The organism is Sphingobium tyrosinilyticum (assembly GCF_042654265.1).
GTDB classification, from domain to species: Bacteria; Pseudomonadota; Alphaproteobacteria; order Sphingomonadales; family Sphingomonadaceae; genus Sphingobium; species Sphingobium tyrosinilyticum.
Genome location: NZ_JBHSFZ010000064.1, coordinates 146802 through 171239 on the forward strand (window position 1 = coordinate 146802; position 24438 = coordinate 171239).

General features: G+C 61.8%; 23 protein-coding genes and 1 tRNA gene. 15 read left to right on the forward strand and 9 right to left on the reverse strand.

Features of this window, described 5'->3' with window-relative positions; genetic code table 11:
* Nucleotides 1-113: 113 nt before the first annotated feature.
* The 7 genes from ACFO3E_RS18140 to ACFO3E_RS18170 all read left to right on the forward strand — a co-directional run bounded on the left by ACFO3E_RS18140 (nucleotide 114) and on the right by ACFO3E_RS18170 (nucleotide 6344).
* Entirely contained in the window at nucleotides 114-728 is a 615-nt protein-coding gene (locus ACFO3E_RS18140; protein ID WP_066523669.1) for a 50S ribosomal protein L25/general stress protein Ctc, read from the forward strand.
* Nucleotides 729-899: 171 nt separating this feature from the next.
* Nucleotides 900-1469 (forward strand): aminoacyl-tRNA hydrolase, encoded by a 570-nt coding sequence (gene pth / locus ACFO3E_RS18145; RefSeq protein ID WP_066523668.1) that lies wholly within the window; start codon nucleotides 900-902, stop codon nucleotides 1467-1469.
* Nucleotides 1470-1732: 263 nt separating this feature from the next.
* Nucleotides 1733-3361, forward strand: a complete 1629-nt coding sequence (locus tag ACFO3E_RS18150; protein WP_380806885.1) for an alpha-D-glucose phosphate-specific phosphoglucomutase — start codon at nucleotides 1733-1735, stop codon at nucleotides 3359-3361.
* A 110-nt stretch (nucleotides 3362-3471) separates the two neighbouring features.
* Complete coding sequence (locus ACFO3E_RS18155) at nucleotides 3472-4128, forward strand: DUF2490 domain-containing protein (RefSeq protein ID WP_066523663.1); 657 nt, start codon at nucleotides 3472-3474, stop codon at nucleotides 4126-4128.
* Between the two features lie 69 nt (nucleotides 4129-4197).
* Complete coding sequence (ychF, locus tag ACFO3E_RS18160) at nucleotides 4198-5298, forward strand: redox-regulated ATPase YchF (protein WP_066523661.1); 1101 nt, start codon at nucleotides 4198-4200, stop codon at nucleotides 5296-5298.
* Between the two features lie 3 nt (nucleotides 5299-5301).
* The gene (locus tag ACFO3E_RS18165; RefSeq protein ID WP_380806889.1) at nucleotides 5302-5832 is read left to right on the forward strand and encodes a DNA-deoxyinosine glycosylase; all 531 of its coding nucleotides are present in this window, start codon (nucleotides 5302-5304) and stop codon (nucleotides 5830-5832) included.
* Nucleotides 5833-5879: 47 nt separating this feature from the next.
* A complete protein-coding gene (locus ACFO3E_RS18170; RefSeq protein WP_066528395.1) occupies nucleotides 5880-6344 on the forward strand; it encodes a MaoC family dehydratase in 465 nt (154 codons plus the stop codon).
* A 3-nt stretch (nucleotides 6345-6347) separates the two neighbouring features.
* Here ACFO3E_RS18170 and ACFO3E_RS18175 read toward each other — a convergent pair whose 3' ends face one another.
* Nucleotides 6348-6890, reverse strand: a complete 543-nt coding sequence (locus ACFO3E_RS18175; protein ID WP_066523657.1) for a hypothetical protein — start codon at nucleotides 6888-6890, stop codon at nucleotides 6348-6350.
* A 2-nt stretch (nucleotides 6891-6892) separates the two neighbouring features.
* A complete protein-coding gene (gene mutL, locus ACFO3E_RS18180) occupies nucleotides 6893-8677 on the reverse strand; it encodes a DNA mismatch repair endonuclease MutL (protein WP_066523655.1) in 1785 nt (594 codons plus the stop codon).
* 160 nt (nucleotides 8678-8837) lie between these two features.
* Between mutL and ACFO3E_RS18185 the strand changes: the two genes are divergently transcribed.
* The 6 genes from ACFO3E_RS18185 (at nucleotide 8838) to ACFO3E_RS18210 (ending at nucleotide 14717) form a co-directional block, all read left to right on the forward strand.
* Nucleotides 8838-9884, forward strand: a complete 1047-nt coding sequence (locus ACFO3E_RS18185; protein ID WP_007685698.1) for a rod shape-determining protein — start codon at nucleotides 8838-8840, stop codon at nucleotides 9882-9884.
* 17 nt (nucleotides 9885-9901) lie between these two features.
* Nucleotides 9902-10816 (forward strand): rod shape-determining protein MreC, encoded by a 915-nt coding sequence (mreC, locus tag ACFO3E_RS18190; RefSeq protein ID WP_066523653.1) that lies wholly within the window; start codon nucleotides 9902-9904, stop codon nucleotides 10814-10816.
* Entirely contained in the window at nucleotides 10813-11340 is a 528-nt protein-coding gene (gene mreD / locus ACFO3E_RS18195; RefSeq protein WP_066523651.1) for a rod shape-determining protein MreD, read from the forward strand. The genes mreC and mreD overlap by 4 nt, the downstream gene beginning before the upstream one ends.
* The gene (gene mrdA / locus ACFO3E_RS18200) at nucleotides 11337-13406 is read left to right on the forward strand and encodes a penicillin-binding protein 2 (protein ID WP_066528392.1); all 2070 of its coding nucleotides are present in this window, start codon (nucleotides 11337-11339) and stop codon (nucleotides 13404-13406) included. The genes mreD and mrdA overlap by 4 nt, the downstream gene beginning before the upstream one ends.
* Entirely contained in the window at nucleotides 13403-14518 is a 1116-nt protein-coding gene (gene rodA, locus ACFO3E_RS18205) for a rod shape-determining protein RodA (RefSeq protein WP_066523649.1), read from the forward strand. The genes mrdA and rodA overlap by 4 nt, the downstream gene beginning before the upstream one ends.
* Before the next feature lie 123 nt (nucleotides 14519-14641).
* Nucleotides 14642-14717 (forward strand) — tRNA-Lys (locus ACFO3E_RS18210).
* 285 nt (nucleotides 14718-15002) lie between these two features.
* Here the strand turns inward: ACFO3E_RS18210 and ACFO3E_RS18215 are convergent.
* From ACFO3E_RS18215 to ACFO3E_RS18245, 7 genes are all read right to left on the reverse strand, one after another.
* Nucleotides 15003-15221: an NAD-dependent epimerase/dehydratase family protein gene (locus tag ACFO3E_RS18215; protein ID WP_066523647.1), complete on the reverse strand. Its 219-nt coding sequence runs from the start codon at nucleotides 15219-15221 to the stop codon at nucleotides 15003-15005.
* A gap of 31 nt (nucleotides 15222-15252) precedes the next feature.
* The gene (locus ACFO3E_RS18220; protein WP_066523645.1) at nucleotides 15253-16290 is read right to left on the reverse strand and encodes a rod shape-determining protein; all 1038 of its coding nucleotides are present in this window, start codon (nucleotides 16288-16290) and stop codon (nucleotides 15253-15255) included.
* 376 nt (nucleotides 16291-16666) lie between these two features.
* The gene (locus tag ACFO3E_RS18225; protein WP_380806894.1) at nucleotides 16667-18097 is read right to left on the reverse strand and encodes a hypothetical protein; all 1431 of its coding nucleotides are present in this window, start codon (nucleotides 18095-18097) and stop codon (nucleotides 16667-16669) included.
* Nucleotides 18098-18144: 47 nt separating this feature from the next.
* Complete coding sequence (locus ACFO3E_RS18230) at nucleotides 18145-19584, reverse strand: glycosyltransferase family 2 protein (RefSeq protein WP_380806896.1); 1440 nt, start codon at nucleotides 19582-19584, stop codon at nucleotides 18145-18147.
* A 76-nt stretch (nucleotides 19585-19660) separates the two neighbouring features.
* On the reverse strand, nucleotides 19661-20554 hold the full coding sequence (locus ACFO3E_RS18235) for a HEAT repeat domain-containing protein (RefSeq protein WP_380806899.1): 894 nt from the start codon (nucleotides 20552-20554) through the stop codon (nucleotides 19661-19663).
* 2 nt (nucleotides 20555-20556) lie between these two features.
* A complete protein-coding gene (locus ACFO3E_RS18240; RefSeq protein WP_066523630.1) occupies nucleotides 20557-21681 on the reverse strand; it encodes a YaiO family outer membrane beta-barrel protein in 1125 nt (374 codons plus the stop codon).
* On the reverse strand, nucleotides 21678-22052 hold the full coding sequence (locus ACFO3E_RS18245) for a response regulator transcription factor (RefSeq protein WP_066523628.1): 375 nt from the start codon (nucleotides 22050-22052) through the stop codon (nucleotides 21678-21680). The genes ACFO3E_RS18240 and ACFO3E_RS18245 overlap by 4 nt, the downstream gene beginning before the upstream one ends.
* A gap of 424 nt (nucleotides 22053-22476) precedes the next feature.
* On the opposite strand from ACFO3E_RS18245, the gene ACFO3E_RS18250 reads away from it, so the two are divergent.
* Both ACFO3E_RS18250 and ACFO3E_RS18255 read left to right on the forward strand, forming a co-directional pair.
* A complete protein-coding gene (locus tag ACFO3E_RS18250; protein ID WP_380806902.1) occupies nucleotides 22477-22710 on the forward strand; it encodes a hypothetical protein in 234 nt (77 codons plus the stop codon).
* 294 nt (nucleotides 22711-23004) lie between these two features.
* The gene (locus ACFO3E_RS18255) at nucleotides 23005-24396 is read left to right on the forward strand and encodes an exopolysaccharide biosynthesis polyprenyl glycosylphosphotransferase (RefSeq protein ID WP_066523624.1); all 1392 of its coding nucleotides are present in this window, start codon (nucleotides 23005-23007) and stop codon (nucleotides 24394-24396) included.
* Nucleotides 24397-24438: the final 42 nt, after the last annotated feature.

Consider the following 24438-nt stretch of genomic DNA (forward strand, 5'->3'; position numbering starts at 1 on the left):
GAGCGGCGTGCCCTTGCCTTCTCTCGCTTTTCTGCTATTGGGCCGCGGTCCCGACATGGTCATCCCTGGAGGCGTGGCGGGCGCTTACATCAATTTGCTTTTGGAGACACGCAATGAGCGAGCAGCTTACGCTGTCGGCCGAGGCACGCGATCGGGCAGGCAAGGGAGCCTCCCGCGCTCTCCGCCGTGAGGGCCGCGTACCCGCCGTCATCTATGGTAACAATGAAGAACCGCAGTCGATCCACGTCGAGGAAAAGCTCCTCAACAAGCTGCTCGGCACCGGCCACTTCTTCAACTCGGTCGTCATGGTCGAGGTTGGCGGCGCACAGGTTCGCACCCTGGCGAAGGACGTCGCTTTCCATCCCGTGACCGATCGTCCGCTGCACGCTGACTTCCTGCGCGTTTCGGAACATGCCACCGTGCACGTCAACGTTCCGGTGCGCTTCGAGAATGAAGACGCTTCGCCGGGCCTCAAGAAGGGCGGCGTGCTGAACATCGTGGCGCATGAGATCGAACTGATCGTCGATGCGGCCGAGATCCCCGACGATGTCGTCGTCGATCTGACCGGTCTGGACGTTGGTGAATCGATCCACATCGGCGCGGTCAAGCTGCCCAAGGGCGCAAAGGCTGCCCATGACGAGCAGGACTTCACCGTGGCAACCGTGGTCGCTCCTTCCGCGCTGAAGAGTGCCGAGGGCGACAATGAGACCCCGGCGGAAGGCGCGTAAGCCTTTCACCACTATATCTGAAGAAACTCCGTTTGTGCTGAGTAGGGGTTGAGCTTGTCGAAGACCCGTATCGAAGCATCGGTCCACCAGATCGGTCCTTCGATATGCTATTTCGACTTCGCTCGATGCCCGCTCAGGACAGACGGAGTTTCGTCCTTTTGGGGCTGACAAATGCAGATCTGGGTCGGCCTAGGTAATCCTGGCACCCAATATGCCATGCACCGGCATAATGTCGGGTTCATGGCGGCTGACGTGATCGCCGACCTGCATTGCTTCTCACCCGCGAAAAAGCAGTTTCAGGGCTGGGTCCAGGAAGGCCGGATCGGCCCTGAGAAGATCATCCTGCTGAAGCCCGCAACTTTCATGAACGAAAGCGGCCGGTCGGTGGGCGAGGCCATGCGTTTCTACAAGCTGACGCCAGAGGATGTGACAGTCTTCCACGATGAACTGGACCTGGCGCCGATGAAGGTGAAGGTTAAGCGCGGCGGCGGCAATGCGGGACATAATGGCCTGCGATCGACGGACGCGCATATCGGCCCGGATTTTCGACGCGTGCGGATCGGCATCGGCCATCCGGGGCATAAGGACCGGGTGCATGGCTATGTGCTGGGCAATTACCACAAGAGCGAGATGGACGCGCTGTCCGATATGCTGGGAGCGATCGGAGCCGAGGCCGAATGGCTTGCCAAGGGCGATGATGCGCGGTTCATGAATGAGGTTGCGCTGCGGCTGGCGGAGTAGGAAGCGCTGATGCGCGGTCCTGCACATGCAGAGGAGTCGTCATACCGAATCCCATATATGCGCTCCGCCCGCGAACCTGGTGCAATGGCACCTTTGGTGCTGAACTGGGTTCGGCATGACGTTTCGACTGGGGCCCATAGATCTTACTCAGTTTGGCGGCTGAGCGCCGTTCCTTCGCGATAAAGCGCGGTGGACGGATTGCCCCTTGTCGCATTGGCGGGCCATAGAGGGGACTGACTTTCCATTTTCCCAAGGGGATGCGGGTGATTCAGACCGTTGCGACGACGCCTTTTTCCGATCAGAAGCCGGGCACTTCCGGCCTGCGCAAGAAGGTCCGCATTTTCCAACAGCCCCATTATGCCGAAAATTTTGTCCAGTCGGTGTTCGACAGTCTGGAGGGTTTCGAAGGCCAGACGCTGGTGGTGGGAGGCGACGGACGCTACCTCAATCGGGAAGTCATCCAGATCGTCCTGAAGATGGCCGCCGCCAACGGCTTTGGCCGCGTGCTGGTGGGCAAGGGCGGCATCCTGTCCACTCCGGCAGCTTCGCATCTGATCCGTGCTTCGAGCGCCTTTGGCGGGCTGGTGCTGTCGGCCAGCCATAATCCGGGCGGGCCGGACGAGGATTTCGGGATCAAATATAATGTGTCGAACGGCGGCCCTGCGCCCGAAAAGGTGACGGACGCCATCCATGCCCGGACGTTGGCGATCGATAGTTATCGCATTCTCCAGGCGGAGGACGTTGATATCGACAGGCTTGGCACGAGTAAGCTAGGCGGCATGGCGGTCGAAGTGGTCGATCCTGTCGCCGCCTACGCCGATCTGATGGAGCAATTATTCGACTTTGCCGCCATCCGGACAATGATCGCCGAGGGCTTCACCTTCTCCTTCGATTCAATGAGCGCGGTTACCGGCCCCTATGCGGTCGAGATATTCGAAAAGCGGCTCGGCGCGCCTGCTGGTACAGTGCAGAACGCGACCCCCCTGCCCGACTTCGGCCATCATCATCCGGACCCCAATCTGGTCCACGCCAAGGAGCTATATGACCGGATGATGGCGGCGGACGCGCCGGATTTCGGCGCGGCTTCGGACGGCGACGGCGATCGTAACCTGATCATCGGGCGGCATTGCTATGTGACGCCGTCGGACTCACTCGCGGTGCTGGCGGCGAACGCACATCTGGCGCCGGGCTATGCGAGCGGGCTGAAAGGCATCGCCCGGTCCATGCCGACCAGCGGCGCGGCGGACCGGGTGGCGGAGAAGCTCGGCATCCCTCTTTATGAAACGCCCACAGGATGGAAATTCTTCGGCAACCTGCTGGATGCGGGAATGGCGACGATCTGCGGCGAAGAGAGCGCCGGCACCGGATCGGACCATGTGCGCGAGAAGGACGGCATCTGGGCCGTGCTGCTGTGGCTAAACATCTTGGCCGTGCGGCGGCAGAGCGTGGCGGAGATCATGGCCGAACATTGGGCGACCTATGGCCGAAACTATTATGCGCGGCACGATTATGAGGCGATCGCCAAGGATCGGGCCGATGGACTGATGGCGGCATTGCGGGATAAGCTGGCGACACTGCCCGCAACGGTGAACAGCGGCGGCACAGTGAAGAGCGCGGACGACTTCGCCTATACTGATCCCACCGATCAATCCGTCAGCCGCAGCCAAGGCGTGCGGCTGTTGTTCGAAGATGGATCGCGGATCGTCTTTCGCCTGTCCGGCACCGGCACGGAAGGAGCAACCTTGCGGGTCTATATCGAGCGTTATGTCGGTGAGGACAACGAGTTGGGATTGGAAACCGCTGACGCGCTGGCCCCGCTGGTCCGCGCGGCCCAGGAAGTGGCGGACATTGCTGGCTTCACCGGGATGGAGCGGCCGAGCGTCATCACCTGATCGGTCACGAAAAGTTACGTTCGGGACATGGCTAGGCAAGGCCAAACACCTAACGACGCAGCATGCCCAGATTTCGAGTTCGCCGCGCCCTCACGCCAGCTGTTGGCATCATGATAGGATTCTTGCTGGCTCCAGGGTCGGTGAAAGCTGCTACGGCGGAGGATGAGCAGGTCTGGATGAACCTGACCGCCATGGGCGCAGTGACGGGCGACCTGATCTATTTCACCGAAGTCCAACCGCGTATCGGCAATGGCGTTTCGCGGATTGATCAGACGATCCTGCGAGGCGCGGTAGGCTGGAAATTTTCGCGAAGCCTATCGGTCTATCAGGGCTATGCTCATGTCGTGCTTCCCACACAGGCTGGTCGTGACGTCAATGAGGAGCGGAGTTTCCAGCAGGTCAACTGGACGATCGGCAAGCCTTGGCAGGGCGAACTATCATCAAGAACCCGGCTGGAGCAGCGGTGGCGATCGGATGGCGGCGGCATTGGATGGCGGCTGCGGGAGATGCTGCGCTACGAAAAGCCGCTGAAGCCCGCAGGCGAGGCGATCAACGCGCTTGCCTATGCGGAGGGATTTGCCGCGCTCAACAATACGGGCTGGGGACAGAAGGCGGGATTTGACCAGTTGCGCAGCTTCGTGGGCGCTGAGATCAAGCTGATGGGCAAGTCCACGACGGAGATCGGCTATCTCAACCAATATATCGACCAAGGGAGCGCCAAGCGGATGAACCATGTGGCGTCGATCACCCTCTTCTTCCGGCACTGAGCGCAGGCTGGCCTTCGCGCGCGGAACAGGCTATCGGCGCGGCCATCATTTTGACGTGAAGGCATATCCATGGGTTTTCGTTGCGGTATCGTCGGGCTTCCCAATGTGGGCAAGTCCACCCTGTTCAACGCGTTGACCGAAACGCAGGCGGCGCAGGCGGCGAACTATCCCTTCTGCACGATCGAGCCCAATGTCGGCCAGGTCGCGGTGCCCGACGAGCGACTGCAGACGATCGCGAAGATCGGCGGGTCGGCCAAGATCATCGAAACGCAACTGGCCTTTGTGGATATCGCAGGGCTGGTGCGCGGCGCGTCCAAGGGCGAAGGGTTGGGCAACCAGTTCCTGGCGAATATCCGCGAAGTGGACGCGATCGTCCATGTGCTACGATGCTTTGAGGATGACGACATCACCCATGTCGAGGGCAAGGTTGACCCCATCGCCGACGCCGAGACGGTTGAGACCGAGCTGATGCTAGCGGACCTGGAAAGTCTGGAAAAGCGTGTGCCGAACTTCGCCAAGAAGGCGGCGCAAGGGGACAAGGAAGCCAAGGCTGCTGCGTCCGTCCTGGGCAAGGCGCTGGACCTGCTGCGCGACGGCAAGCCCGCTCGCCTGACGCAGCCGGGCGATGATGAGGAGGAACGGATCTTCCGGCAGGCGCAACTGCTGACGGCCAAGCCTGTCCTCTATGTCTGCAATGTCGAGGAAGATGCGGCGGCGGAAGGCAATGCTCATTCCGCGCGCGTGTTTGAAAAGGCTGCGGCGGAAGGTGCCAAGGCAGTAATCGTGTCCGCTGCGATCGAGGCGGAACTCATCACCATGCCGGTCGAGGAACGGGCGGAATATCTGGAGGCGCTCGGCCTTGAGGAAGCGGGTCTGGCGCGCATCATCCGGGCGGGATACGAACTGCTGGGCCTCATCACCTTTTTCACCGTCGGCCCCAAGGAAGCGCGGGCTTGGACGGTTGCAAGGGGCTCCAAGGCTCCGCAGGCAGCGGGCGCGATCCATACCGATTTCGAGAAGGGCTTCATCCGCGCCGAGACTATGGCCTATGCCGACTATGTCCAGTTCAACGGCGAAGCGGGCGCCAAGGAAGCGGGCAAGTGGCGGTCGGAAGGCAAGGAATATGTGACCCAGGATGGCGACATCATGCTGTTCCGGTTCAACGTCTGAGCCATGACGCTGCGCCCCGGCCAAATGCCTGCGCAGCGCAAGGCCGCCTTCCCGCCGAGCGTCGATGAAGCTACGCGGCTGTTGATACTGGGCAGCCTGCCGGGAGACGCATCGATACGGCAGGGCGAATATTATGCCCATCGCGGCAACGCCTTTTGGACGCTGATGGGTGGCGTGCTGGACGAGGATCTGCGCGCCCTGCCTTATGCCATGCGGCTGAAGAAGTTGCGGGCGCGCGGGGTTGGCCTCTGGGACGTGATCGAAAGCGCCGACCGGGAGGGCAGCCTGGACAGTGCGATACGCGGTGCGGAGTTGCGGGACCTGTCGGCTTTTGTGGCTCGCTTGCCGAAGCTGGAAGCGGTCGCTTTCAACGGTAAAACTGCAGCGCTACATGGGCGGCGGCAGATCGGATCTGCGCAAGGACTGACGCTCATCGATCTCCCATCCTCCAGCGGCGCCTATGCGATGCTTTCACGCGAGAAAAAGGCGCAAGTCTGGCAAGGCTTGCGCAAGTGGATCGATCCGCAAGATTGACGTTAACGTAAGGCACTCCTAGGTTGCAGCCAACCAAGGAGCCGGTCATGAGCGAAGTCGTCTATTTCGAAGATGTGTCTGTAGGCGACACGATTCATTTCGGCCCGCTCAGCGTAAGTCGGGAGGAGATAATCGCCTTCGCCGCGGAATATGACCCCCAGCCCTTCCACCTGTCCGACGAGGAAGCAGCGGCCACGCATTTCGGCAGCCTGTCCGCGAGCGGCTGGCAAAGCACTGCCCTGTTCATGAAGATGTTCGTCGCCGAAATGCAGAAGGTCCAGGGGCGGCAGGAAGCAAGCCTGGGTGCGATCGGCGTGGATGAACTGCGCTGGCTAAGGCCCGTGCGGCCGGGCGACACGCTGCGCGGCATGTCCGAGGTGATCGAGACCAAGGCGTCACGCAACCGGCCCGAGATGGGCGTGGTGCGGACCCGGGTGACAATGATCAACCAGAATGACGAGCCGGTGATGACGATGAAGCCAATCGCGCTCTTTCGAACGCGGCCCGCCTGACATTCAGAAGGCTTCGTTCCCGTCTGCACGGGGAAGCGGGCGATTGGCGATAGCGTCGGCGGCCATGATGCGCATTTCGCGCGTGGGTGCGTTGGCGATCTGGACGATGTGCAATCCTGGCTCAAGATCGAACCAGACGATCTTGCGGATGCCCGAACATTCTAGGCCGTAGCCATGATCGACGACTGGCTGAGATGTGCTGCCGATCACCACGTCCGCCCAGGCCGGACCAGAGAGCGCGACGCCAATGCGGGCAGGCGCTTTAACCGCCAGGGTGAAGAGGCCGCCATGGCTTTTGGCGTCAATCTTGGCAGGGGCCGCGGCGAACTGGATTTGTGCGACGGGACGAAGCGTTGCCACGACCGGCTTCCCCAGAATCAGCCGGGGAGCGGATATGGGCTCAGCGCCCGCTATTGCGCTTCCGCTCTGCATCCAACTGGTCCAGGGCTCGGGCGGCGGCGGGGCGTCTTTGCAGACTGTCGCGGGTTGGGCATTGGCCAGTGCGGGCACGAAGCATAAGGCGAGCAGGCAGGCGGTCACGCGCATCGTCACTTCCTTCCGAACAGCTTTTCTATGTCGCCATGGCCAAGCTTAACCCAGGTAGGCCGCCCATGATTGCACTGGCCGCTGCGGGGGGTGATTTCCATTTCGCGCAACAGTGCGTTCATCTCGGTCACGCTCAGCACCCGACCGGCGCGAACGGAGCCGTGGCAGGCCATGGTGGCGGCGACCAGGTCCAATCTCTCCTTCAGCGATAATGCGCTGTCATAGGCGGCGAGGTCGTCGGCAAGGTCGGAAACAAGCCCCTGCACATCGCCCTGCCCCAACATCGCAGGCGTCGCGCGGACCAGCATGGCGGCGGGTCCAAACCGCTCCAGTTCCAGGCCGAAGTCGCGCAGTTCGTCGATCCGCGCTTCCAGGCGGTCGCAGGCGGGTTCATCCAACTCGACCACTTCGGGCAGCAACAGTGCCTGCGCGGCGACGCCCTGCCCGTCCATGGCGCGACGCATGCGTTCGAGGGTGAGCCGCTCATGCGCGGCATGCTGATCGACGATCACCAGCCCATCCTCGGCCTCAGCGACGATATAGGTGCGTGCGACCTGGCCCCGCGCGACTCCCAAGGGAAAGCTGGCACTTTCTGGTGCGGGCGCGGCGGCAGGCTCGGCCCGGGCCTGCGGTGGCGGAGCCGAAAAGCTGGGGCGGCGGTCGGCGAAGGATGATGAGGGCGCTAGGGCGTAGGATGATGGAAATGCGCTTTCGAATATCGGCAGGGCGCTGATCGGCGTGGGCGAGACAGGCTCCGCCTTCCACGCCGCCAGTCCGGCCGGGTCCGCCTGCTGCACCGAACGGAAGCCTTCCGCATCCAAGGCACGGCGCAGGCCGGACACGATCATGCCGCGAATCAGCGCAGGATCGCGGAAACGCACCTCCGTCTTGGCGGGATGGACATTGACATCCACCTCTAGCGGCGGGACGTCCAGGAACAGGGCGACCACGGGATGGCGATCCCGCGCCAGCATGTCTGCGTAAGCGCCGCGCACCGCGCCCACAAGCAGGCGGTCGCGCACAGGACGGCCGTTCACGAAGAGAAACTGATGATCACCGACGCCCCGATTATAGGTGGGCAGCGAGGCGACGCCGGACAAGCGGACCCCCTCACGCTCCAAGGAGACGATGACGTGATTTTCCGCGAGCGCCCGGTCGGTCAGGGCGGCTACGCGGTCCTCCCGCGCTTCTCCGCCTTGCACGCCGATCGCGCGGCGGCCGTCATGTTCGAGGGTGAAAGCTACCAAGGGATGCGCCATGGCTAGGCGACGCACGACATCCAGGCAGGCGGCATATTCCGCCTTGGGCGAGCGCAGGAATTTGCGGCGGGCAGGCACGCGGGCGAAGAGTTGCTCGACGGTGACGCGGGTGCCGGGCGGAAGGGCCGCAGGACCTTCCGATACCAGGGCGCCATTGTCGATCGTCCGGTTCCATCCATCCTGGCCCATCGGACGGCTATCAATCGAAAGATGAGCGACGCTGGCGATGGAAGGGAGCGCTTCGCCGCGAAAGCCGAGCGTCGATACATTTTCGATCGCATCGTCCGGCAATTTCGAGGTGGCATGCCGCTCAAGCGCAAGGGCGATTTCAGCCGGAGCCATGCCGCAGCCGTCATCGCTGACCTCGATCCGGTCGAGGCCGCCATTGCTTAACCTTATGGAAATGCGGGCTGCTCCGGCATCCAGCGCATTTTCAACGATTTCCTTGAGCGCGCTGGCGGGTCTTTCAACCACTTCACCGGCAGCGATACGGTTGACCAGATGTTCGGGCAGGCGGCGTATTGACATTGATTAGTGACTAGCCCAAGCGAGCGCTTTCCGCGAGCCGTTGCCCCCCGAAAATTTTGCCTCCCGACAGAGGAGGATGACAGGGACGCCGGAACGTGGCAGGGACCTCCGAACGCCCCGGTTCGCGTCGCCGGGAAGGGCGGGCTGAACAGGAACAGGCATGTCGATCTTTTCGCGACTTTTCAAACTTTCCTCCCAGGATATGGCTATCGATCTCGGCACGGCTAACACCGTGGTCTATGTGCGTGGCCGCGGGATCGTGCTGAATGAACCGTCGGTTGTGGCGGTGGAGACGCTGAACGGCGTGAAGCGGGTCAAGGCCGTCGGCGACGACGCCAAGCTGATGATGGGCAAGACCCCCGATTCGATCGAGGCTATCCGTCCCCTACGCGACGGCGTCATCGCGGACATCGACGTCGCCGAACAGATGATCAAGCATTTCATCACCAAGGTGCATGGCGGCAAGTCGCGTCCCTGGCGCTTCCCGGAAATCGTGATCTGCGTGCCGTCGGGTTCGACCAGCGTCGAGCGCCGTGCGATTCGCGACGCGGCGAGCAATGCGGGCGCCTCTCAGGTGTTCCTGATCGAGGAACCCATGGCCGCTGCCATTGGCGCTGACATGCCGGTGACCGAGCCCATCGGCTCCATGGTCGTCGACATCGGCGGCGGCACGACCGAAGTCGCGGTGCTGTCGCTCCGCGGCCTCGCCTATACCACTTCGGTGCGCGTGGGCGGCGACAAGATGGACGAAGCCATCGTGTCCTTCGTCCGCCGTCATCACAATCTGCTGATCGGCGAAGCGACCGCCGAGCGCATCAAGAAGCAGTTCGGCGTCGCCCAGCCGCCCGAAGACGGCGTGGGAGAGACGATCCACATCAAGGGCCGCGACCTGGTGAACGGCGTGCCCAAGGAAATCTCGATCAACCAGGGTCAGATCGCCGACGCGCTGGCTGAGCCGATCAGCACCATCGTCGAGGGCGTACGCATCGCGCTGGAAAACACCGCTCCCGAACTGGCGGCAGACATCGTCGATCAGGGAATCGTCCTGACCGGCGGCGGCGCGTTGCTGAAGGGCCTGGACGATGAGTTGCGCGACGAGACCGGCCTGCCGGTCACGATCGCCGAAGATCCGCTGACCTGTGTCGCGATCGGAACCGGCCGGGCGATGGAAGATCCGATCTTCCGAGGCGTGCTGCAGACCGCTTAAGGCCGGGGGACCATCAAATGGCGCGGCCACCCAGCCGGCGTCCCGGCCACAACCGCAAGGCGCAGTATAGCCTGTTCGCCAGCTATGTGGTGGCGGTAACGGGCGCGGTTGTCGGCCTGCTGCTGATCGCCGTCGCGATCTTCGATCCGACCGGCTTTGCAGCGATAAGAACAGCCACATCGGAGATTTCGCGTCCGGCCTCGCTCGGGCTGCGCAATATGGTGAGCGGCGCCAGCTCGCTTGACGAGGTGCTGACCGCTTATTGGCGCGCGGGGTCGCAGAATATTGCGCTCCGCCACCAGGTCGAGGCAGACCGCAACCGAATCATCGAGGCCAAGGCGATCGCGCAGGAAAATCTGCGGCTCAAGAAGCTGCTGAAGCTGGTCGATGAGGATCAGACCGACCTACTGACGGCGCGGCTCATTTCCTCCTCTTCATCCAGCCCTCGCCGCTTTGCGCGGTTGAACGCCGGGCGTTGGCAGGGCGTGCGGCCCGGCATGCCGGTGCGCGCGCCAGAAGGGCTGATCGGCCGTATCCACAGCGTGACGCCCAATACCGCCGAAGTCCTGCTGCTAACCGACAGCAGCAACATCGTGCCGATCCGCCGCGCGACCGACAGCGTGCCCGCCATCTCGACCGGGCTTGGCGACGGGACGGTCGAAATCCGTTCCTTGGCGGCTGGCCGTAATCCTTTCAGTCCGGGCGATATTCTCGTCACTTCCGGCGTCGGCGGCGTTTACCAGCCCAATATTCCCGTGGCGGTAGTTGTGCGGATCGCGGGAGAGATCGCCTATGGCGTGCCGCTCGCCAACCCGTCCAAGGTCGATGCGGTCGTGGTCGAGCGCTCTTTCGAGGAAGCGGTGACGCGGACGGACCCGGCCGCAACGGACGGCGCCTTGCCGGAGGTGGCGGCGAACGCCACCGCGCCATGATCGACCCACATCTCCAGCATGTTCCGCGGCTGGGGCGGCATCCGTCGCGCTTCCGGCTGACAGGTACGCCGGTCATCGCGGTCATGCTGGGATCGGCGATAACCGTTCTGCCGGTCATTGCCCAGGCGCCAGTCATGCCGCCCTTCGGCCTGCTGCTGCTCCTATCCTGGCGACTGTTGCGGCCGGAATTGTGGCGCGCCTGGATCGGCCTGCCGCTCGGCCTGTTCGATGACATCATGAGTGGCCAGCCGATCGGTTCGGCCATGTTCCTGTGGACGGTGATGCTGATCGGAATCGACGCCATCGAACATCGCATGGTGTGGCGCAGCTACCGGCAGGACTGGCTAATCGCGTCGGCCGGGATTATCTTCTGCATCGCTGGTGGAGTGTTCTTCGCGCGGATCACCGGTGGAGGAAACATCAAGCTGCAACTGGTTGCGCCGCAAATGCTCTGGACGGTCCTGCTCTTCCCCTTCGTGGTGCGTCAATGCGCCCGGATCGATCGCTGGCGCGTGATGGCATGAAGCTGCCCAAGCTCAAGCGGAAGACCGTTACCGAAGCATCGCTGTCCTTTACCTTCACCCGCCGCGCGATGGTGGTGGGTGGATTGCAAGCTGGCATCGGCGCGCTGCTGATCGGCCGGATGGGGTGGATCAGCGTTGCGGAGAATGAGAAATATAACGTCCTGGCGGAGAGCAATCGCGTTAACCTGACGTTGATCCCGCCCAGGCGCGGGTGGATTCTGGACCGGACCGGCAAGCCTCTTGCCAACAACCGCACCGACTTTCGCGTCGATCTGATTCCCGAGCGGGTCACGGATCCAGAGGGGACGATCCGCAGCCTGACGCACCTGCTTGCCCTTGCGCCTGAGGATGTGGAACGCATCCGGACCGAAATGGAGAAGTCGCCGGGCTTCCGGCCCGTGCAGGTTGCCGAAAAACTGACCTATGACCAGTTCGCGGCCGTCAGCGTCCGGTTGCCGGACCTGCCTGGCGTAGCCCCCAGCCAGGGCTTTTCCCGCTACTATCCCGCAGGCGCCACGGTCGGCCACCTGCTGGGCTATGTCGGCGCGGCATCGGCCAAGGATTTTGAAGAGCGCAAGGACCCCTTGCTGATCACACCCGGCTTCAAGGTCGGCAAAGACGGGCTGGAGAAATCCTTCGACCGCGAATTGACGGGCAAGCCCGGCGCGAAGCGGGTGGAGGTGACCGCGCGTGGCAAGATCGTGCGGGAACTGACCACCCGGCCCGACACGCCGGGCAATGCCATCAAGCTGACGATCGATGCGGGCCTGCAGGAATATGCCGGCCGGCGGCTGGCGACCCAGAGCGGGTCGGTTGTCGTCCTCGACTGCCGCAATGGCGACGTATTGGCGATGGCGTCGATGCCAAGCTTTGATCCCAACAGCTTTTCCGACGGCATCAGCCATCTGGAATGGGAAATGCTGTCGAAGGACGACCATGTCCCGCTGCGCAACAAGACCTTGCAGGGGCTGTATCCGCCCGGATCGACAGTGAAGCCCATGGTGGCGCTGGCACTGCTGGAGGCCGGAATTTCCTCCAAGGACCGGATCAATTGTCCGGGCGCCATTCGCGTCGGCAATACGCTGTTCCACTGCCATAAGAAGCGAGGGCACGGATCGCTCGACATGCGCGGAGCCATCGCCCAGAGCTGCGACATCTATTTCTACCAGATGGCGCAGCGCATCGGCATGGACCGTATCGCCAGCATGGCCCGCCGCGTGGGCATGGGGCAGAAATTTCCCCTGCCCTTCGCCAGCCAAAGCTACGGCACGGTTCCCGATCCTGCATGGAAGCTCAAGAAATATGGGCAGAAATGGCAGGTCTATGACACGGTGAACGCGACCATCGGTCAGGGTTATATGCTCATCAACCCGCTGCAGATGGCGGTGATGGCGGCGCGGCTGGCCACCGGGCGGCAGTTGATGCCCAACTTCCTTCTGGGCGCACACAGGCCGGACCCGGAGCCTGTCGGCGTGCCCGAAGAGCATCTGGTGACGATCCGCGACGCCATGAGCGCGGTGGTCAATGGCGGGGGTACCGGAGGCGCTGCGCGGATGGGCATCCCGGGTGTCATGATCGCGGGCAAGACGGGCACGGCGCAAGTGCGGCGCATCACCATGGCTGAGCGCGCAGGCGGCGTTCGCGGCAACGCGTCCCTGCCCTTCAAACTACGCGACCACGCCTTGTTCCAGGGTTTCGCTCCCTTCGACAATCCGCGCTATGCGATCGCCTGCATCATCGAACATGGCGGCCATACCAACCGCGTGGAGGACGCACCCATGATCGCGAGCGACACCATGTCTTTTCTGTTCGATCAGGCCAAGGCGATGGAGAAGCTGGAGACGTTGGAAAAAGGCTGGGGCGGCCCGCCTGCGGAACGGCTGGCGCGGCAGATGGGGGCGTATCGCCTTGCCAAGGCGATCGAGAAGGGAGAGGCTCCGCCCGCAGCTGGCAACGCGAGCGAAGCCGCCAACGCTGCAGGCAATGCGGCCAATGCTACGACTGCCGCACCCGGCGACGACGATGCCCCACCCCCGCCCGGCCCTAACCCGGCGGCTGCACAATGAGCATCGTCCCGCAACCCCTCACCGAATTTCCCTGGCGCGTGCTGGGCATCTTGCTGGCGATCGCAGGGTTCGGAACGCTGGTCCTTTACAGCGCGGCGGGGGGCAGCATCACTCCCTGGGCGGTCAATCAGAGCGTGCGCTTCGTCCTCTTTTCCGGGATGGCGTTCGGGCTGAGCCGCGTGCCGCTGGAGCTGTTCGCCCGCTCAGCCTTTCCCGCCTACGGCGCGGTCCTACTATCGCTGGTGCTGGTCGAACTGATCGGCGGCGTGGCGGGCGGCAGTCAGAGGTGGATCAACCTGGGCTTCATGCAGTTGCAGCCCTCCGAATTCATGAAGCCGATCATCGTGCTGGCGGTCGCGCGCTTCTACGCCCTGCTGCCGGTCGGCGAGATACGGCGTTGGACCGCCATATGGCCGGCACTGGTGTTGATTGGCGTGCCTTGGGCGCTGGTGCTGGTGCAGCCGGACCTTGGAACGGCGACGATGATCGCAGCGGGCGGCGTCACGGTCATGTTCCTTGCCGGATTGCCGCTGCGCCTCTTTGTCGGGTCGGGCCTCACCTTGGCCGCCATCGTCCCGATCGCCTTCAGCTTCCTGCATGACTATCAGCAAAAGCGCGTGCTGATCTTCATGGACCCGGAAAGCGATCCACTGGGGGCCGGCTACCATATCAGCCAATCCAAGATCGCGATCGGATCGGGCGGCATTTGGGGCAAGGGATTCCTGAAGGGCACGCAAAGCCATCTCGATTATCTGCCGGAGGGGCATACAGACTTCGTCTTTGCGACCATGGCGGAAGAATGGGGATTGGTCGGCGGCATATTCCTGATCGGTGCATTCCTCCTGCTGTTCCGATGGGGTATCGGCGTGTCGCTGCGGGCGCAGGATAAATATGCGCGGCTGGTGGCAGCGGGCCTTACCACCACCATCTTCTTTTATGTGGCGATCAACCTGATGATGGTGATGGGCCTCGCGCCGGTGGTCGGCATTCCCCTCCCCTTCATGTCCTATGGCGGATCGTCGATGCTGACCGTGATGCTTTGCATCGGCATCATCATGGCGATCGACCGATCGACGCGGCGTGGACGTCAGCGCAGCGGAAATTGGGGCTAAAGTCCCGCACGGCCAAAAATTTCTACCGCAAGGCGATTTACTGTTTGCAAAGCTGGATGACAATGCTAACTGCCCGCCCACGCCACGGTGAGGCCCCAAGCGGCATCATCCCGAAGCGAGTGTGGACGCATAGCTCAGTTGGTAGAGCAGCTGACTCTTAATCAGCGGGTCCTAGGTTCGAGCCCTAGTGCGTCCACCATTTTCCTACATATCACCGGATATTGTCGATTGCGCCCCCATCGGTAGCTACGACTTATATTCGCGCGTTGTTATTTGCACTGCGCCAACGCCGCTTTATTTGGTGGCAAGTCCCGCGCTCGACACCGGCCCAGGGCTGCTCATTGTCATTCTGATTACATAGCTCGACCTTTGGGCGAACAGTTCCTTCGAAAAAGGCTCGCCACCCCTTCCCAGCGGAGACATGCGTGCGCGCTTGTATCCGGACTGCGGAGGCGATGATCGTCAATGGGCAAGGGCTTGTGGATCACGCAGAACGCGGTGCCGGCCGCAACTGCGCTAACTCCAATAGAGGATGCTTTTTTCCGGTTGCCGAGATGACCGGGTGTAGGTCGGTTATGCGCAACTCTAGCAGCCCGTCGACCACGTCCGAAACATAGCAAAAGCTGCGGATCGGCGAGCCGTCGCCATAGAGGGTGATGTCGTTGCCGGACAGCACATGGCAATCGAGCTTGGAGCTTTGCACAGCCCTGGTCGGCAGTTGGTTCCTTTAAGGATTAGGAGATGGTGAGGACGCCCTGATAGGCGGAGTCCTCCAGGGCTTTACCTGCGCCCATCGCCACGCACATCAGCGGCATGTCGGCGATTTTAACCGGCAGTCCGGTTTCGTCCATCAGAGCTTCGTCCAGTCGCCGGAGCAACGCCCCGCCTCCGGTCAGGGTGATACCCTCTTCGATAATGTCAGCGGCAAGTTCCGGCGCGGTCTGCTCCAGCGCGGTTCTGACGGCCATCTTGATCTGCCCAACGGGTTCAGAGAGGGCCTCGACGATCTCTGCCTCGCTGATGGTCATCTCGGCAGGGCGGCCATTCACCAGGTCCCGTCCCTTGACGATGATCCGCCGTCCCTCGCCATCAGGTGCCGTAGCAGCGCCGATTTCGCACTTCACTCGTTCGGAAGTCGCTTCGCCAATCATAAGATTATGGTTGCGCCGGATATGGGAGGCGATCGCATCATCCATCCTGTCACCACCCACGCGCGCGGAATTGCTATAGGCGATGCCGCGTAGCGACAGCACGGCGACTTCGGTCGTACCACCGCCTATATCGACCACCATCGCCCCACGCGGTTCAGTAACGGGCAGACCTGCCCCAATTGCGGCGGCCATCGGCTCCTCGATCAACTGCACATGGGCCGCGCCAGCGTTGGCGGCAGCGTCCCGAAGCGCACGCCGTTCGACCATGGTAGAGCCCGAAGGTACGCAGATCACGACTTCGTGACGCCGTCCAAAGCGGCTGCCGTTCAACGCCTTGTCGATGAAATGCTTGATCATCTGCTCCGCAACATCGATGTCGGCGATAACACCGTCGCGCAGCGGCCTGATCGCCTGAATGTTCGAGGGAGTCTTCCCCATCATCAGTTTGGCTTCATTGCCCACGACCTTCACCTTACGAAAACCCTGGCGGGTTTCGATGGCGATCACGGACGGCTCGTTCAACACGATGCCGCGGTCGCGAACATGGATGACGGTGTTAACAGTGCCAAGGTCGATGGCCATGTCAAAGGCAGAGGACGAAAGGAACCGAGGCAATTTCATCGAAGCGAAGCAATCTTTTCTAAGGAGGCGGCGGGAAGCCTGCCCCTGCCCATCCCTCCACATCAGCAGAAGAGCCGTGCGACGACCCGTCTGGTTAGCGGGTTCAAGTGATGAGAGGCGCGACGGACCGCGCTTAGACAGCGATCAAGAGCGGGAGAAAACCCCCGCCTCGCATGGATGGGAGGCGGGGCCAGTTCGGGTCGCAATGCGGGCAAATGCCTGCGCCGATCAGTAGGACACGGACGGAGATTTATTACAAGGCCGTTAGGGGTTGATCTGGATTAGACCAGCGGCCCTTAAGAGGAATAGTGGCACGCGTCCAATAAGATAGGCCACAGAGCACAACGCTACATTGATGCAGTTTAAGCAGATTTTTTCATCCCGCAACCTTCAGCTGCCATCCGTGCAGACGAAAACCACGAAAGTTCGACCAGCCACGTAATATGGGAGATAGTTGTCGCTCTACTTCGGCAGCGCGATCCTCCACCCCATGAAAGCTAACCCGCGCCGGGTCAGTAATGGTCTGGGCCTGCAGTGCGTAAACGGCCTCTCCGGGTTCCACGTCCTGCGCTGCCGGGAATAATGCAACAGAGCTGTCATTCAGGCGCAGGGTTCCCCGGCTGGCGCGCCGATAGGTTTGTGTGACCTCCGGCGCGACTGACCCGGTTTCTACCGCTACCTGGACCGCCTTGCCGTGACCAAACCATGGCTCGGCGGCATCCAGAATCAAATGGGGGTCGGTCCGATATGCCATCACGACAAATTCTCTGATGGCGGAACTGGCGGCCCGGACGGCCGCCGCCCCGGCTGGCGACTTTTGCATCCACCATGGCACATCGACCGCAACAGGACCGCCCCATGCGGCCGCCAGCGCCTGCACCGCCACCGCCCAACCGCGCCATCCCCTTTCTGGATCAGCGGCGAACCCGGACAGGCCATAGGGTTCGATATCCAGTTCGAGCATGAGACCTTGAGGAGCCCCATGTCTCACTTTCCAACTCCGCAAATGGCTGATTCTTGCGACCGCCCTTTTCAGTCCATCAGGCGTGGCCATGGATGGGTCTCCGTCCAACAACCTCAGCTCGACGCCGCGCTGCTCCAGCGCTCCGATCAATCGCGCGAAGGCTGCATCGGCCTTGGCGGGCACCTGCACGGCGAGTTCAGTGAAACCAGCGGCAGCAGCAGCTCCGGCAAAGTCCTCCGGGTCAGGGCGCCAATCCTCCTCCCTCCATATCCACGTACCCCGCGCAAGCACAGAGGTGCTACTCTCCGCAGGGGCGAGCGTTACAGATTGGAGTAGCGCGGACGCGCCTTCTACCGGACAGGCGAGGACAAGCGCCTGATCTTCATGCTCGGTGAATGCAAGGCTGAGTGCTTCGCCCTTCCAGTAGCCGGCAGGCACCGCTGGGGCGTCTTGCCCTGCTTTAACCGGGGTAACCGCGATCTTTCCATCGTTGTGGCCCTTCAATAGCCACTGACCTTGGTAACTCGTTGGAAGGCGAAAATCGGGCCAGCGCAAGATGAGGCCAGCCGGAGAACGGCCGGGCTTACAGTCCATTACCACCTGGCCGCCGTCCTTGCGGATCACCACCCGCTCCTCGACACCAAAGGGGCGAGGCTGAGCCAAGCCAAGGATGTTCTCGCCCAAGGGCACCAGCGCTGGTGCGGTAACGCCATGGAATTCTGTGATCGCGATGGCGTCCGGGCGGAAAATGCCATCGTTCATCGTGCCGTGAACGTCGATACTTTCTGCTTCACGCCAGCCCTTCACCACCGGGGCCTCCCATATCGCTTGCGCCTCCGCCATGCTGCCGCTTCCGAGCGCCGCGATAAGCAAGCAAAGATGCGCTAGCCTCACCCGCGCGAAAATCCGGCCCGCCCCGCTGCGGCCCAGCGGTTGTCCTTCCTATAGAAACGCCACATGCCATAGATGCGGAATGCCAGATTGGCCTGACGATAGCCGAGATTTTCCACGACAGCGGCGATGCCGATCATGAAGAGATCCCTCGCACTCGGCGTCCGTCGAAGTTGCATCTCCTCGAGCGCCAAGGTGCCAAGACTGATCGCGGTTCCAAAAAGGACGGTGATCGAGAAGAAGGCCAGGACGATCGTTCCGGATTCAATACCCATGAGATAGAGGAGCGGGATCAAAAGATAGCCGAACAGTTCGCATGGCGGACCCAGCACATCTTCTATGACGATTAACGGCATGCCGATCATCCCTACGCGGCCATAGCGCGGGTTGAACAGCATGCGGCGATGTTCGAGGATGGTTTCCAACGCGCCCTGTTCCCAACGCGCCCGTTGATTGCGCAGGCCCCGCCAGCTTTCCGGCGCATCGGTCCAGCAGACCACTTCGGGTACGAAGGCGACGCGATACGGACGCTTATCCTCCCTCATGCGGCGATGGATGCGGGTGACGACCTCTAGATCCTCTCCGACGGTATCGTGCCGGTAGCCGCCAATTTCCACCAGAGGCGCCCGGCGGAACATGCCGAAGGCCCCCGAAATCAGCATCAGCATATCCAACCGAGCATTAGCGATGCGCGCAGTCAGGAAGGCGCGGAGATATTCGAGGATCTGATAGCGCGGCAACCAGCGGCCCGGCAGGCGGATTTGGCGTACATGCCCTCCTTCGACGATGGAGCCATTGGCGATGCGAATTGCCCCGCCCACCGCCATCAGCGAACCGTCGTCCGTCATGAAAGGCTCAGCGGCGCGCAGCAGGCCGTCCGGCTCGATGATGGAATCCGCATCTATGACGCACACCAGCGGCGCAGCGGCAAACCCCAGGCCCGCGTTGACCGCATCGGCTTTACGCCCGTTGTCCTTGTCGATGAGGATCAAGTTGGGATAGCGCGCCGAGCCATATATGCCGCGGATGCGCGTCTTTTGCAGCACCGCCAGTTGTTCGCGCTCGATAGGGCGCAGATCGAATTGCTCGATCAGTACCGAAAGGGTGCCATCGCTCGATCCATCATTGACCAAGATGACTTCGTGGTCCGGATATTCTAAGGCCAACAAGGCGCGGGCGCTGTCCGCTATCGACAGTTCCTCGTTGAAGCATGGCGCGATGACGGAGATCGGCAAGGCGAGGTCGGCATAGCGCGACCAGAGATCATAGGATCGCTGCGCCGGTTTGATCCGGGTCGCAAAGACCCGTGCGGCAAGCAGCAACTGGATTGTCGAGACAAGATTGCGGATCGTCACGACCAGAAAGCAGACGATGCTGATCGCCACCAGCGTCGCCACGCCTATGCTTTGAGCGGCTGCAAGGATGTTTTCAACGAGCATCAGGCTGTTCCCAACACCTGCTGCGCCTGCTGGGCGCGCAGCCTGACCCAGGGCGAGGGATCGTGGCGCAACTCAGCTATGGCGGGTAGGCCATCGCTGAGGCGCATGATTTGGCAGGCGCGGATCGCGCGGGCGCGGACCGGGGCACCGGATCTCTCAGCAGCGGCATGATCCAACCCGCGCTGCCCGGATGACCAAGCTTGGTCGCGGAATCCAGCGCCGCCAGCCGCACGGGGGCATGCGGATCACTGGCGGCAGCAGCCAAAAGGGGCAGAGCCGAAAAATCCTCCGTCCAGCCAAGCGCGTCGATCACCAGCGCCCTCACTGCAGGGGGCAGGTCTTCAGAGCGAGCAAGAGCGAACAGTTCTGCTGGATGGCGAGACGCGATCAACCTGAACAGAGTGCGATGCAGAGGCGTTATCCGGGCGCTGCGCAGGGCGAGATGCTCGATCAGTTCGTCTGGCTGCGGCAAGGCGTCGAGCCGGGCAAGCAGTGACGCCGCTTCCAATCGCGTGTCGAGACGCGGGTCTTCACGCAGAACCGCATCAAGGGTGGTAACCGCTTGATCTCCACCGATGCCACCCAACAGGCGCAGCGCATCAATCTGCTGCCGTTGTTGGGAGCGCCTAGCGCGCCGTAGCGCGTCCTTGAGCAATCCCTGCTCTTCGGTCAGCGCGACGAGCCGATCCCGGTCTTCGCCGCGTAACAATTGTACCAGATGGCTGATTGCCGCGAGCCGTTCGGCTGGGCGCGCCTGACGAAAGGCGGGCGACGCAGCGACATTCTCGCCTGCTCCCATGATTTCCCGCGTCAAGGCGCGCGTCAATTCCGCAGTGACCGTGGCGGCGCGCTCCTTTCGGTCACGGCGCATCACCAGGAAGAGTAAAAGGCCCGCCATCGCAAGGGCGCCATAGACGGAGATCAGGATGGCGATCCGGGCTACATCATCCGCAACGGCTATACCCGGCACGATCAGAACCTGACCTGGATGCCCAGCGACGCACCCTTGCGCGTGTAGGTCGCGCGCCGCCGATCATAGTCGATGCCCGCGCGTAGCAGCACTTTCTGCGTCAGCGGCATGGTGCCGCCCGCGAACAGGGAGTGCACCTGCCTTGTGATGCCTGCCTCAGTGTCAGGATATGTAGCGGCTCCGGCGAAAAGCGTGGCGCTGCTGGAAAAAGGCCGATCGAGACGGCCGGACAGGCCCGAACGATGGGTTCCGTCTTCATCCCACAGATTGATCATGCGAACGGTCGCATTCAGTCCCAGCTTGCGCATGGCAATGCGAACGCCTGGCTGAAACACAGTCACTGACGCGTCCTGATATTCCGCATGCCTCAGGTCGGCGAGCAATGTCGCGAAGGACGCCACATCCGCTTCTACACCTCCTGTCACGCCCCATTTTTCCCGGAAGTTGGCATTGGGCGTGGCGGCAACGGCGATATAGATGCGCAAACTTCGCCTGAGTTGTTGATCGATCCGGACTTCAAAACGGGTGTCAGTGGCCGTTCGCCGGTCCTCGCGCTCCACTCCGACCGAAAGGGCGGTCGTGGGGCCTATATTCCCGAAGACCGCGAAGCTTGTGTCTGCCCAGGTCTGGCTCGGCCTGTTCGCAAAGGTGACATGGGAAAAGCTTTGCGCGGCCGCCAAGCCCCATTTCCTTTCACTCTCCCTGGCCGACGTCTGCGATGTGAGCAATTGCTGGCGTATGGCGGCGGCGTCAGCGTTACCGGGCGATCGCGCCTCGATAGCGGCCGCTTCGCCCCGTGCGGCGGCGCGATCACCGGACCAAAGATAGGCGCGCGCAAGCGCGGCGCGAATATCCAGATCGTCGGGAGCGAGCAAGGACGCGCGGCGAAGCGTCGCTATCGCTTGAGGATAGCGTTGGTCGAACGCATATGCGCTTCCCAGCAGACGCAAAATCTCGGGATCCTGAGGATGAACCGCGTCTGCCTGTTCCAACAGACGGATCGCCCGGGCAAAGTCCTGCCGGGCCGCAGCCGCACGGGCCTGAGCAATCTGTTCCCTGCGGCTCGCATTAGGTGCAGTGTCTTGCGCCAGGGGCACCGCTGCAGCGGTCGACACAAGCAGGATCACTGCACCCGCCCGACGGTTTTCAATATGGCGTTGACGCGGACAACAAGTTCATCGGGGATGAACGGCTTGGTAAGATAGTCACGCGCACCCGCAGTCAGAGCAGCCAGAACGTCCGCCTGCGCCTTGCGCGATGTCAGCATCACGATCGGCATCTCAGGCTGTTCGGCGGCCAGCGCCCTCAGCACGTCGGGGCCGGACATAACCGGCATCATGGCGTCTAGCACCATTAGGTCATAGTCGCCGCCGCGCGCTTCCCTCAGGGCCGAAGCGCCGTCTTGTTTGATCGTCACATGATGACCAGCCGCCTCCAATTTGAAGCGGACTAATTCGCCGAGCAAGTCATCATCATCTGCAACCAGGATATGCGCCACCCGACCCGTCCCCTTTTATGCTGCTAATCCCTGAATAGCAGCGCGAGATGCTGAGTGCGAAAAATTTTCTTTGTTAACAATGGATAAACCGCCATTTCGGTGCAGTTCGCCGTAGCGGGGAAACGGTTCAACGGAGACGCGTCGCCCTCAGGCTGAACTCGCCTTGGTAACGAGCCGACGTGCTGCTCTGCAGTGCCCCGACCAACCAGCGCAATACCGACGCGAGAGCAAACAGAAAATTTCGCCTTTCACGACAAGCGATTGTAACCGCGCCGGGGTGACCCCCGTCGCCTTAAGATATCGACATTCGCGAAACGCTCGATTTTACTCCTCTGCAATGGTGTGAGCGGTCGCAAATTCCCTTCTCTTTTTGGCCAAAGCCACTATTTTACTCACATGAGCGAAATGGCGCGCTCCGGGGCATTTGAAGATGATCGACCTGTCACCTCAACCTCAAGATAAAAGCTCCGGGCCGACCGAGCTGCAGCCGCGCCATGATCCGGCCATCATTGCGCCCGTAAAGACGTCTCAAAGCCGGGGCTGGTGGCCATTAACGCATGACGAGGCGGAGAACGGGATAGAGTTGCTATCGCGGTGGGCTGGACCTGCCGTGCTGCTCATCGTGCTCGCACTGATCAGTTGGTGGTTCATCGACTGAGTCGCGTTCGCACTGCAGTTGATTCGAGCAAGGGCTTCGATTGAACCATAAATTTTTGCTTGCAAATTCCCGCGGTCAAATTTCGGGTCGTCGCACGAGCGGGGCATTGCGTCCCTTGAGACCAACGGATCGTCGGAAAAGACCGTCCGGGCGTCCCAGCGATGATTGCTACTCCAAAACATTTATGCCCTGCTGCTCCGCAACATAAATCAAAAGGCAGCGGATGTCTGATGCACGCAAGCCGATCTTCGGACCGGTTAGCCGTTTGACGTCAGGACATAAAAAGGGTTGCAGATGTCGAAAATTGATCTGGCGATCGAAGGGTCTCCTAGTCGCCAGCCCGTAGGGGCCGCCGTTCAGCGGAATGTGAGGCTTTGGCTGTGCTTGTTGCTGCTGGTGGCTGATATGGCCGCGCTAGCAACGGGTTTTGCTTTGGGCCTCCGCACGGCTGGCATTCCATTGCTATCGAGCGAATTCTGGCAGCCGCTTGCTGGCGGCATGATTGTCTATGGCGTCGTGGCATTCCACAACCAAGCCTATAACCCCATCTGCCTCACCCGCGTGACACCGAGCTTGCGTAATGCCTGCTTTGCCTTGGCGGGAACCCTGCTGATCTTCCTGCTCGTTGTCTTTTCCCTCAAAGCGACGGGGCAATTGTCGCGGCTGGGCATTTCCGCAGGTATTTTATGTAGCAGCACGTTGCTCGTCGTGCAGCGACTGCTGATCGTACGGGCAGTGCGGCGAAATTTCAGCGATGATCTGTTCGCACAATTGCTGATCATAGACGGGGGAACGATCCCGCATGATGTGAGCGGCATGGTGATTGTCGATGCCGAAGCGGCAGGGATCAAAGCTGACCTTGACGATCCCTACATGCTTCACCGCCTGGGCACTTTGCTCCGCGATTTCGATCGCGTCGTCATATCCTGCCCTTCCGATCGGAAGGCCGACTGGGCGCAGATGCTAAAGGGCGGCAATATTCTGGGCGAGATTATCGTGCCGGAGCTGGATCATATGGCTCCATTGGCGGTCCAGACCTATCGCGGCGTTTCCACCCTGGTCGTGGCTCGTGGTCCGCTCAACCTCGCCAATCGGGCCAAGAAACGCCTGCTGGATATTGCCATCACGGTGCCGCTACTTATCGCACTGGCGCCGTTGATTGTCGTGATCGCCATAGCGATCCGCCTCGACTCGCCCGGCCCAATCTTCTTCAAGCAGGAGCGGATAGGTCGCGGAAACCGCCTGTTCCATATCCTGAAATTCCGGAGCATGCGCGTTGAACAGTGCGATGCGGCAGGTGCGGCCTCGACGCTGAGAGATGATAACCGCATTACCCGTGTTGGCGCTTTCATCCGCAAGACCAGCATTGATGAACTGCCTCAGCTGATCAATGTGCTGCTCGGCGAAATGAGCCTGGTCGGCCCCCGCCCGCATGCGTTGGGATCGACGGCGGAAGAACAACTTTTCTGGCAGGTCGATCGCCAATATTGGCACCGCCATGCCCTGAAGCCCGGCATCACCGGCCTGGCGCAAATCCGGGGCTTCCGCGGGGCGACTGAAACGCGTCGCGATATCCTCAATCGAGTCGAGGCGGACCTGGAATATCTCCATGGCTGGAGCCTGATGCGCGACATCGCGATCCTGTTCGGGACCTTCAACGTACTGGTTCACCGCAACGCCTACTGATCCCAGTCACCGCGATCTCCGCTAACGCGTGGGCATTTTGCA

Coding starts and splice junctions, on each gene's coding strand:
- ACFO3E_RS18140 (WP_066523669.1), top strand. CDS start 114: ATGAGCGAGCAGCTTACGCTGTCGGCCGAGGCACGCGATCGGGCAGGC.
- pth (WP_066523668.1), top strand. CDS start 900: ATGCAGATCTGGGTCGGCCTAGGTAATCCTGGCACCCAATATGCCATG.
- ACFO3E_RS18155 (WP_066523663.1), top strand. CDS start 3,472: ATGATAGGATTCTTGCTGGCTCCAGGGTCGGTGAAAGCTGCTACGGCG.
- ychF (WP_066523661.1), top strand. CDS start 4,198: ATGGGTTTTCGTTGCGGTATCGTCGGGCTTCCCAATGTGGGCAAGTCC.
- ACFO3E_RS18165 (WP_380806889.1), top strand. CDS start 5,302: ATGACGCTGCGCCCCGGCCAAATGCCTGCGCAGCGCAAGGCCGCCTTC.
- ACFO3E_RS18170 (WP_066528395.1), top strand. CDS start 5,880: ATGAGCGAAGTCGTCTATTTCGAAGATGTGTCTGTAGGCGACACGATT.
- ACFO3E_RS18175 (WP_066523657.1), bottom strand. CDS start 6,890: ATGCGCGTGACCGCCTGCCTGCTCGCCTTATGCTTCGTGCCCGCACTG.
- mutL (WP_066523655.1), bottom strand. CDS start 8,677: ATGTCAATACGCCGCCTGCCCGAACATCTGGTCAACCGTATCGCTGCC.
- ACFO3E_RS18185 (WP_007685698.1), top strand. CDS start 8,838: ATGTCGATCTTTTCGCGACTTTTCAAACTTTCCTCCCAGGATATGGCT.
- mreC (WP_066523653.1), top strand. CDS start 9,902: ATGGCGCGGCCACCCAGCCGGCGTCCCGGCCACAACCGCAAGGCGCAG.
- mreD (WP_066523651.1), top strand. CDS start 10,813: ATGATCGACCCACATCTCCAGCATGTTCCGCGGCTGGGGCGGCATCCG.
- mrdA (WP_066528392.1), top strand. CDS start 11,337: ATGAAGCTGCCCAAGCTCAAGCGGAAGACCGTTACCGAAGCATCGCTG.
- rodA (WP_066523649.1), top strand. CDS start 13,403: ATGAGCATCGTCCCGCAACCCCTCACCGAATTTCCCTGGCGCGTGCTG.
- ACFO3E_RS18220 (WP_066523645.1), bottom strand. CDS start 16,290: ATGAAATTGCCTCGGTTCCTTTCGTCCTCTGCCTTTGACATGGCCATC.
- ACFO3E_RS18225 (WP_380806894.1), bottom strand. CDS start 18,097: ATGGCGGAGGCGCAAGCGATATGGGAGGCCCCGGTGGTGAAGGGCTGG.
- ACFO3E_RS18230 (WP_380806896.1), bottom strand. CDS start 19,584: ATGCTCGTTGAAAACATCCTTGCAGCCGCTCAAAGCATAGGCGTGGCG.
- ACFO3E_RS18255 (WP_066523624.1), top strand. CDS start 23,005: ATGTCGAAAATTGATCTGGCGATCGAAGGGTCTCCTAGTCGCCAGCCC.